The sequence below is a fragment of the Lishizhenia sp. genome (genome assembly GCF_033720595.1).
Classification (GTDB): Bacteria; Bacteroidota; Bacteroidia; order Flavobacteriales_D; family Crocinitomicaceae; genus Lishizhenia.
The window spans coordinates 1-8,868 of record NZ_JAWWCF010000125.1 but is presented as its reverse complement, the minus strand read 5'-3'; the positions used below and the strand labels follow the sequence as shown (position 1 = coordinate 8,868).

The window sequence follows — 8,868 nt, the reverse complement described above, 5'->3', positions numbered from 1 at the left end:
TGAAGGACAACCAGGCCTTGCAAAAATCGGATTTAGATCAGAGTTGGGATCTGATTGGTGGATTAAACCTTGGGGGATCCGTAAATGAACTTACACTTTATCCAAATCCAGCTCAGGACATGCTCTTTGTTCTAGGGGTGGAAAATCAAAGCTACCAAGTTATAAATACCCTTGGAGAGCAAGTTCTTAAAGGTCAATTTGCATCCGATGCACAAATTAGTCTCCATACCCTGTCAAGTGGAGTTTATTTTCTTAAAATTGGTCAAAGCACAAAGCGTTTTGTAATTTCGCGTTGATGAACATTGAAGAAATAAGAGATTATTGTTTGCAAAAGAAAAGCGTGGAAGAAAGTTTTCCTTTCGATGCAGAGACTTTGGTGTTCAAGGTAGCGGGTAAAATGTTTGCGTTAATGGCCTTGGAGAAAGGCGATGGCGTTAACCTAAAATGTGATCCTGAAAGAGCTGTAGAATTACGCGATAGCTATGAAGGTGTTTTACCCGGTTACCACATGAGCAAAGTGCACTGGAATACTGTTAAAATCAACAGTGATGTGCCGGATGCGTTGTTCTACGAACTAATAGATCATTCTTACGAATTGGTGGTGCAAAAACTACCAAAGAAAATACAAAAGACTTTAGAGTAGCATGGGAGTACGTGTAGATAAATTTGTTTGGTGTGTGCGTTTGGCGAAAACAAGATCCATCGCCACTGAAATGGTGAAAAAGGGTAAGGTCCGCGTAAACGATGAAGGAATTAAACCTGCCAAAGAAATTAAAGGGGGGGACGTGATTAGCATTACCAAACACAATGCTGTTTTTAAGTACAGAGTTAAGGAGTTGCTGGATAAAAGGGTAGGTGCCAAGTTGGTAGACAACCATATCCAAGATATTACTTCTCCTGTGGAACTAGAAAAATTCAAAACCTACCAAGAGGCGCAACGCACCTATAGAAATTACGGTACGGGTAAACCGTCTAAAAAAGACAGAAGAGACCTGGAAGATTACCTTACATGGGATTAAGTCGTTTATTGGACGCCTTCCTCTAAATTGCGTTTGTGTATAGGTCCTGTTATTAACGCGAAGACAAATAGATACACAAAACAAAGCACATCAATAAAGAAAGAGTAACGGACATCCCAGGCGTCCATTAAAGCACCTTGTGCGGTAGAGATAATGGCTCCTCCAATAATCATCATTACTAAATAACTAGATCCTTGAGCACTGTGTTTACCCAAGCCGGAGATGGCCAAGGTAAAGATACAAGGCCATAGGGTAGAACAGAATAATCCTACACTCATCAAACCATAGATGGCAGTGATTCCCTCACCAAAAATCCCTACCAACAAAGAAACGATACCGAGAACGGCAAATACAGCCAATTGAGAATAAGGTTTCTCCTTTGTGGCAAAATCTGCGATGATGAGTACGGGGATGATGAAGGCGTAATTGTAGAACGGACGCACATCTTTTCCAAATAAATAACTGGTAAATAAGAAAACGCCAAAGGCTAAATACGGAAGAACAATTTTTAAAATCATTCTTGTATTCTTTTTATCTGTAAACGCTCCTGCAGAACTTGCCCAACGGCCTATCATCAAAGAACCCCAGTAAAGGGCTACGAAAGGACCTATAGTGCTGTCTGTATAATTGAATTCTTGTTTTAAATATTCCCCTAAATTTCCTGCAGTAGCAACCTCAACACCTACATAAAAGAAAATCGCCCCCATTCCGAGAAGGAGTTGGATATAGTTTAAAGCAGATTTTTTTTCAGTACCTGATACGAGTTTCAAGGTTTCTTCTTCTTCCTTCAATGATGCTGTGTCAACCAAGTCTTCTTGTAAGGTTTTCTTTGGTGCTGTAAACCAAAAAACAGCTGCGGCAAAAATAAATGCCATTCCTAATAATAAGTAGGGGATTTTTACATCCTCTATGGTTTTCGTAACCGCATTATCGGTATCCAAAGTTCCAAAAATGGCCAACGAAATTAGAAGGGGAGCGACGGTCGTTCCCACGTTGTTAATTCCACCTGCTAAACTTAAACGTTGCGATCCTTTGGCGGGATCACCCAATTGAATGGCGAAGGGATTGGCAGCAGTTTGTTGTAATGAAAAACCGAGTCCTACAACAAATAATCCGCTCAACATAAGCGCGTACGAATTTAAACTCGCCGCGGGAATAAATAGTAAGGTTCCTAAGGCCGACACAATTAAACCTAGGGAGATGGATTTTTGATAACCGAAAATGGTAATCAAATCTTTTCCCTTAACATGTGCGATGAGGTTATAGATAATAGATCCAAAAAAGTAGGCACCGTAAAACGCTAAGTTTATCAATTGAGATTGCCAATTCTCTAAGTCAAAAGCCCCTTTAAATACAGGGATGAGTATGTCGTTACTGGCAGCAACAAAGCCCCAGAAAAAGAAAACCGATACTAAAATAGCAAAGGTAGAACGCTGATTATTTTGCATGGATCAGAAATATCTATGGTTTACGGCCCTGAATGTAGTAATTATACTTGAAATGGTTTTAGACTGCAGTACTTTTGACTTATCACTTCTCACCAATCACTAAAAAGCAAAAATCCCTTCACTTTGCGAATGAAGGGATGAATCTTGCAAGCTGAGAGTGCTTCTCATTTTACGTTAATAAATAATCTGTCACTACTAAAATAGGGAATAAATTGAGATTTTAGAATGCAGAATAAAGAATTTTTTAGCGTCTTGTTTTCGCGCGACAAATGGGTATTGACTAACGTTTTCATTGTCAATGATTATAGGTTTTTCACAGGGTACACAAAGTACCTGGAACACCTCATGCACTAACGAACACAGGTTCTCGAGCGGAGCCGAGAGACAAACTTTCAAACCATCAAACGCTCAAATCTACCTCAAGGTATACTTGCTGCCGCTATTGGTCTGTTTTGTTTTTGTTGGTCCTTTTGGTTTTACCACCTTCTTTACTTTAGTTTTTTCTTTCGCTTTAGGTGGAGTTGTAGATTTTACTTTTAATGGAAAGGGAGGGTTGGGCATGGCTTTGCCCTTCTTTTGAGTGTCCAAATACAGTTTCTCTACTTTGTTTCTGGCCCAAGGAGTTCTGCGTAAAAATTTCAGACTCGAACCCACGGTAGGGTTCAAATTAAAACAACGTATGTCAATACGACTTCCCAATTCTTCCCAGCCATAGAATTGCACCAAGTATTCTACGATATCTTGCAGCTTAACGCCGTGTAAAGGATTATTGGGTTGTTCTTCCATCTTCTATTTTTCTTCAAAGGTAGGAAAACAGGATGGAGTGTGAACAAAAAATAATAAGGAGTGTGAGAAATGAGAAAGAGATGGGGTAATTCACGAATTTAATCCCTCAAATCTTTGAATTGTTGAATCCTTCAAATTTTCGAATCCTTGAATCTTTAGAAAGCTTGCATTAGAAACTGGCCATTCGACACTTCGACTGTCGCTCAGTACAGCGCTCCGCTCGTGAACCTTGTTAGTTTCAAATCTTCAAATCTTCAAATCCTTGAATTTTGAAGTCTTGAATCCTTGAATCATCAAACAATCAAACTTAGTTTCTCAAGCGGCAGTCGAGAGACAAATCCTTGAATTATTGAATCATTAAATTGTTGAATCATCAAACTTTCCAAACTCTCAAACATTACCTTATTATATTTTCTGAATTTTAAATTGAATTATGTATCTTTGCGCCCTTAAATTCAACGCAATTATGGGTGTCAAGAAAATCAAAAGTGCTTTAATTTCAGTATTTAACAAAGACGGTCTAGATGAAATCGTTAAAAATCTAGATAAGAACGGAGTAACAATTTATTCAACAGGAGGTACACAAGCTTTCATCGAAGGTTTGGGAATCAATGTTGAAAGAGTAGAAGATTTAACTTCTTACCCTTCTATTTTAGGAGGAAGAGTAAAAACTTTACACCCAAAAGTATTTGGAGGTATTTTGAACCGTCGTGGTTTAGAAAAAGACCAAGAGCAAATTGCAGAATTTGAAATTCCTGAATTGGATTTGGTAATTGTTGATCTTTACCCATTTGAGGATACAGTAGCTTCTGGAGCTGCTCACCAAGATATTATCGAGAAAATTGATATCGGTGGTATTTCTTTAATCAGAGCTGCAGCAAAGAACTACGAAGATGTAGTAATTATCCCATCTATGGATAACTACGAAGAGTTCAACGCAATCTTGGAAGCAAGAGGAGCGGAGACTTCATTAGAAGAAAGAAAATCATTTGCGAGAGATGCGTTCCAAGTATCTTCTCACTACGATACACACATCTTTAACTACTTCAACCAAGGAGAAAAAGAGGTGTTCAAACAATCTATCAACCAAGCGCAAGTATTGCGTTACGGAGAAAATCCTCACCAAAAAGGTATTTTCCACGGAGATATGGATGCGATGTTTGACAAGTTACACGGAAAAGAACTTTCTTACAACAACTTGTTAGACGTTGATGCAGCAGTGAATTTAATGGGAGAGTTCAAAAACGATGCTCCTACATTCGCTATTTTGAAACACAACAACGCATGTGGAGTTGCAACAAGAGCTACGATCTTAGAAGCATACAACGACGCATTGGCTGGTGACCCAGTTTCTGCATTTGGAGGTATCTTGATTTCTAACACAACGATAGATGTTCCTACAGCAGAAGAAATTCACAAATTATTCTGTGAGGTAGTTATCGCACCAGGATACGATGCTGAGGCATTAGAGATCTTGAAAGGAAAGAAGAACAGAGTAATCTTAGTTCAAAAAGATATTGAATTACCAAAACGTCAGTTCAGAACTATCTTGAACGGTGTATTGGAACAAGATAAAGATTTCATTACGGATGAAATTAAAAACTTCGAGCCAAGAACAGAAGCAAAATGTTCTGAGCAAGAATTGAAAGATTTGGAGTTCGCTAACAAGTTGGTGAAACACACAAAATCTAACACAATTATCTTGGCGAAAAACGGACAGTTATTGGCAAGTGGAACAGGACAAACTTCAAGAGTTGATGCCTTAAGACAAGCAATTCACAAAGCACAATCATTCGACTTTGATTTGAAAGGTGCAGTAATGGCTTCTGATGCATTCTTCCCATTCCCAGACTGTGTTGAAATCGCAGATAAGGCAGGGATTACAGCTGTTATTCAGCCAGGTGGATCTATCAAAGATCAATTATCTATCGACTACTGTAACGAGAACAATGTAGCGATGGTATTTACCGGAAACAGACACTTTAAACACTAATAATAGAAAATTACTAAGTTTTCGAATTTTTATCCCCCTAAGTTGGTGAATAATTACTAAACTTAGGGGGACTAAAAAGATTGCTCTACAACATCACATGGGATTATTTGATTTTTTAACGCAAGAAATTGCGATCGATCTAGGTACAGCAAATACGCTTATCATTCAAAACGATAAGGTAGTTGTTGATGAACCTTCTATTGTAGCTAAAAATATCCAAACAGGTAAGATCGTTGCCATTGGAAAAAAAGCACAACAGATGCATGGGAAAACCCATAAGCTGATCGAAACTGTCAGGCCCCTGAAAGATGGTGTAATTGCAGATTTCCAGAGTGCAGAAAGCATGATACGTGGAATGATCAAAATGATCAAGGGGGGAAAGAGTATGTTCAACCCTTCTTTACGTATGGTAATATGTATTCCTTCTGGAATTACTGAAGTAGAGAAAAGAGCGGTACGTGATAGTGCAGAACACGCACACGCAAAAGAGGTATACTTAATTCACGAGCCTATGGCAGCCGCTATCGGTATTGGTATAGACGTGGAAGAGCCTATGGGTAACATGATTATCGATATAGGTGGAGGTACTTCAGAGATTGCCGTTATCGCATTAGGTGGTATTGTTTGTGATAAATCTATCCGTGTTGCGGGAGATGACTTTACAGCAGATATCGAAGAATACATGCGTCGCCAGCACAACATCTTGGTAGGTGAACGTACAGCAGAACAAATTAAAATTGAAGTAGGTGCTGCTATGACAGAATTGGAGAACCCTCCTGCAGATTTCGCCGTTCGTGGTCGAGATTTAATGACAGGTATTCCAAAAGAAATCGTAGTTACTTACTCAGAAATAGCACACGCATTAGACAAAACTATCTCTAAAATTGAAGAGGCGATTTTAAGTGCCTTGGAGATGACGCCACCAGAACTTTCTGCGGATATCTACAAAACAGGTATCTACTTAGCAGGTGGTGGGTCTATGTTAAGAGGTTTGGATAAGCGTATTGCCATCAAAACAAAATTACCTGTACACATTGCAGAAGATCCGTTAAGAGCGGTAGCAAGAGGTACAAGTATCGCATTGAAAAACATCGATAGATTCCAATTCTTAATTAGAGACTAAAAACTCCTGAGGTGTAATGCGTAATTTAATTGCTTTTTTTAGAAGGTTTAGAATCTTTCTGGTCTTCCTAATCTTGCAAGTATTTGCGTTAACGTCTTATTTTTCTTGGGTGCAATATCCAAGAACGCGTTTTTTTAACTCGAGTAATGGTGTTGCAGCTACCTTGTTAGATGCACAGCAAGATTTTACCAAACACTTTTCTTTGGAAGAGGAGAATGAGCGACTTCAAGCTGAAATTAAAGCCTTGAAGAAATCGCAATTGGAAAATTACATTGCATTATCCGACGATAGAATTCGTATAGAAGACACCCTTTTAGAATTGCAGTTCGATTACATACCCGCTGTAATTGTTAATTCCACATATACCTATAAGAACAATTATTTTACCCTAAACAAAGGTGCAGCCTCTGGTATCCGAAGAGATATGGGGGTTATTTCCTCGAATGGTTTAGTCGGAATTATTTACGATGTGTCGAAGCACTATGCGGTGGTTAAATCGGTTCTAACAGAAAATATCAATATTCCTGCTGAAATAGTAAATGTTCATGCAGGGGGCTTATTGAAGTGGGAAGGCACGGAAAAGGATCCAAGAACAATTACACTTACAGGTATTTCTAACGATATTCCAGTGGAGTTAGGCTGGGAAGTGGTTACCAATAGTCAGTCTGGTTTATTCCCTAAAAATCACCTTGTAGGAAGGGTAGCAGCAATTGAAGAAATTGAAGGAAAACCCGAATGGAAAATTACCGTGAAGTTGGGGAATGACTTAAGAAGACTACAGTCTGTTTTCGTAGTGGAAAATATCATGAAATTAGAAAAGGATTCCCTGGAGTCTGTATTTAAAGAAGAGTTTATTGACTAAGATGAATCCAGTAGTAAAACATATCCTTCGTTTTGTTGTCTTTGTATTAGTACAAGGGTTAATACTAGGTCAAATACCTTTTCCTTTAGGCATACATCCCATGATTTATCCTTTGTTCATCTTATTGCTTCCCTTTGAAATGGGATTAATAGGTGTTATGGTCATCGCCTTCTTGTGTGGATTGAGCATAGATTTCTTTATGAATACCTTCGGATTACACGCAAGTTCAGCGGTACTTATCGCTTATTTAAGACCGGAGTTGTTTTCATTGTTTTCGCCTAGAGATGGGTATGAAGGTTTTGAAGAAGGAAATATATACCAAATGGGATGGCGTTGGTTTATCCCCGTTTTTGGAATCTTCACTTTGGTTCATCATCTCTACTTTTTCATTTTAGAGTACTTAAGTTTCAAAGAAATATTATTTGTATTTCAAAAAACTATTTTAAGTGCTGTAATAACCCTATTTTTAGCCATAATCATACAAGTGCTATTCTTTAAGAAGGGGAAAAAGAAATGAATTTAGAAGCTAGAAGACTGGTTTTTTACGGACTTTTTGTGGCGATAGGATTAATCTATTCTATGCGCCTCTTCTATATGCAAGTGGTGGATGATAAGTGGAAAGAGAGAGCCGCTGAGGTTTCTCAAAAGAAGCTAGAAGTGAAGCCACCACGAGGAATTATCTTCGACAGAAATCATAAGAAAGTAGTATCCAATCAAACCTTCTATAATTTGATGTTTATTGAAAATAACATTGAAGATTTAGACACACATGCATTTGCCCAACTTTTGAATGTACCCGATAGTTTCATTCCCTATCGCTTTAATGAAATCAGAAGAAAGTTAGACAGAAGAACGCGCAGTAAAATTACAGGTAACGATACTGTAGTTAATGATTACCGTGGCTATAGTTCTTATGCTTTTCTCACCCAATTAACCCAAGCCGAAATTGCTCGTATTGCTCCAAGATTAGGTCGTTTTAAAGGTTTTTATGAACAATCCATCTCTATGCGTAATTATCCTTATCCGAATGGAGGAAATATTTTTGGATACCTGAACGAGATTAGATACAAAGAGCTGAAGGCCGATCCTGTTTTTTATAATCAAGGAGATTATGTAGGTAGAACAGGACTTGAGAATTATTATGAAAAGGAGTTAAGAGGACAGAAGGGAGTGCACTATATTATTAGATCAGCGAGAGGAGGTATCGTTGAAACTTATGCGGGAGGTGCGCTGGATACGGCCGCTGAACAAGGTCCGCCCCTTACCCTTGGTTTAGATATAGACTTACAAGCTTACGGAGAAAAACTAATGACCAATAAAAAGGGATGTATAGTTGCGATTGAACCGTCTTCTGGAGAAATTTTAAGTTTGGTTTCTGCTCCAAGTTACGACCCGAATATGATGGTGGGTTCTCGTAAAATAAAGGAGAACTATAGAAAACTTGTGAACGATAGTTTAAAGCCTTTGTTTGCACGACCGCTACAGGCCGAATACCCTCCAGGTTCTATTTTTAAATTGGTTCAGGCTCTAGTTGGTTTGCAAGAAGGAGTTATTACGGAAAATACCGGGTTTCCCTGTAATAAAGCAATGGTGGGTTGTCACAACCACCCAAATGCACAAAATATACAAGATGCGGT

General features: G+C 38.5%; 9 protein-coding genes and 1 pseudogene. 8 read left to right on the top strand and 2 right to left on the bottom strand.

Annotated elements, in window-relative coordinates:
- The 3 genes from R3333_RS09670 to R3333_RS09660 all read left to right on the top strand — a co-directional run.
- A partial coding sequence (locus R3333_RS09670; protein ID WP_318958588.1) for a T9SS type A sorting domain-containing protein occupies nucleotides 1–296 on the top strand: 296 nt, incomplete at its 5' end.
- Nucleotides 296–643 (top strand): MmcQ/YjbR family DNA-binding protein, encoded by a 348-nt coding sequence (locus tag R3333_RS09665; RefSeq protein WP_318958587.1) that lies wholly within the window; start codon nucleotides 296–298, stop codon nucleotides 641–643. The genes R3333_RS09670 and R3333_RS09665, both read left to right, overlap by 1 nt.
- A gap of 1 nt (nucleotide 644) precedes the next feature.
- On the top strand, nucleotides 645–1,019 hold the full coding sequence (locus R3333_RS09660) for an RNA-binding S4 domain-containing protein (RefSeq protein WP_318958586.1): 375 nt from the start codon (nucleotides 645–647) through the stop codon (nucleotides 1,017–1,019).
- Between the two features lie 5 nt (nucleotides 1,020–1,024).
- Here R3333_RS09660 and R3333_RS09655 read toward each other — a convergent pair whose 3' ends face one another.
- Both R3333_RS09655 and R3333_RS14680 read right to left on the bottom strand, forming a co-directional pair.
- Entirely contained in the window at nucleotides 1,025–2,467 is a 1,443-nt protein-coding gene (locus R3333_RS09655; protein ID WP_318958585.1) for an MFS transporter, read from the bottom strand.
- A 570-nt stretch (nucleotides 2,468–3,037) separates the two neighbouring features.
- Nucleotides 3,038–3,253 (bottom strand): annotated as a pseudogene (locus R3333_RS14680) (VF530 family DNA-binding protein); the annotation flags it as partial.
- Nucleotides 3,254–3,719: 466 nt separating this feature from the next.
- Between R3333_RS14680 and purH the strand changes: the two are divergent.
- The 5 genes from purH to R3333_RS09625 all read left to right on the top strand — a co-directional run.
- Entirely contained in the window at nucleotides 3,720–5,246 is a 1,527-nt protein-coding gene (gene purH / locus R3333_RS09645; RefSeq protein WP_413468683.1) for a bifunctional phosphoribosylaminoimidazolecarboxamide formyltransferase/IMP cyclohydrolase, read from the top strand.
- A gap of 97 nt (nucleotides 5,247–5,343) precedes the next feature.
- A complete protein-coding gene (locus tag R3333_RS09640) occupies nucleotides 5,344–6,369 on the top strand; it encodes a rod shape-determining protein (protein WP_318958583.1) in 1,026 nt (341 codons plus the stop codon).
- 16 nt (nucleotides 6,370–6,385) lie between these two features.
- Nucleotides 6,386–7,231 carry a rod shape-determining protein MreC gene (gene mreC / locus R3333_RS09635; protein WP_318958582.1) on the top strand — a complete coding sequence of 282 codons (846 nt, stop codon included), beginning with the start codon at nucleotides 6,386–6,388 and terminating at the stop codon, nucleotides 7,229–7,231.
- Between the two features lies 1 nt (nucleotide 7,232).
- Nucleotides 7,233–7,748, top strand: coding sequence for a hypothetical protein (locus tag R3333_RS09630; RefSeq protein ID WP_318958581.1), 516 nt, complete (start codon nucleotides 7,233–7,235; stop codon nucleotides 7,746–7,748).
- Nucleotides 7,745–8,868: penicillin-binding transpeptidase domain-containing protein (locus R3333_RS09625; RefSeq protein WP_318958580.1), on the top strand; the 1,124-nt coding region annotated here is incomplete at its 3' end. The genes R3333_RS09630 and R3333_RS09625, both read left to right, overlap by 4 nt.

Coding starts and splice junctions, on each gene's coding strand:
- R3333_RS09665 (WP_318958587.1), top strand. CDS start 296: ATGAACATTGAAGAAATAAGAGATTATTGTTTGCAAAAGAAAAGCGTG.
- R3333_RS09660 (WP_318958586.1), top strand. CDS start 645: ATGGGAGTACGTGTAGATAAATTTGTTTGGTGTGTGCGTTTGGCGAAA.
- R3333_RS09655 (WP_318958585.1), bottom strand. CDS start 2,467: ATGCAAAATAATCAGCGTTCTACCTTTGCTATTTTAGTATCGGTTTTC.
- purH (WP_413468683.1), top strand. CDS start 3,720: ATGGGTGTCAAGAAAATCAAAAGTGCTTTAATTTCAGTATTTAACAAA.
- R3333_RS09640 (WP_318958583.1), top strand. CDS start 5,344: ATGGGATTATTTGATTTTTTAACGCAAGAAATTGCGATCGATCTAGGT.
- mreC (WP_318958582.1), top strand. CDS start 6,386: ATGCGTAATTTAATTGCTTTTTTTAGAAGGTTTAGAATCTTTCTGGTC.
- R3333_RS09630 (WP_318958581.1), top strand. CDS start 7,233: ATGAATCCAGTAGTAAAACATATCCTTCGTTTTGTTGTCTTTGTATTA.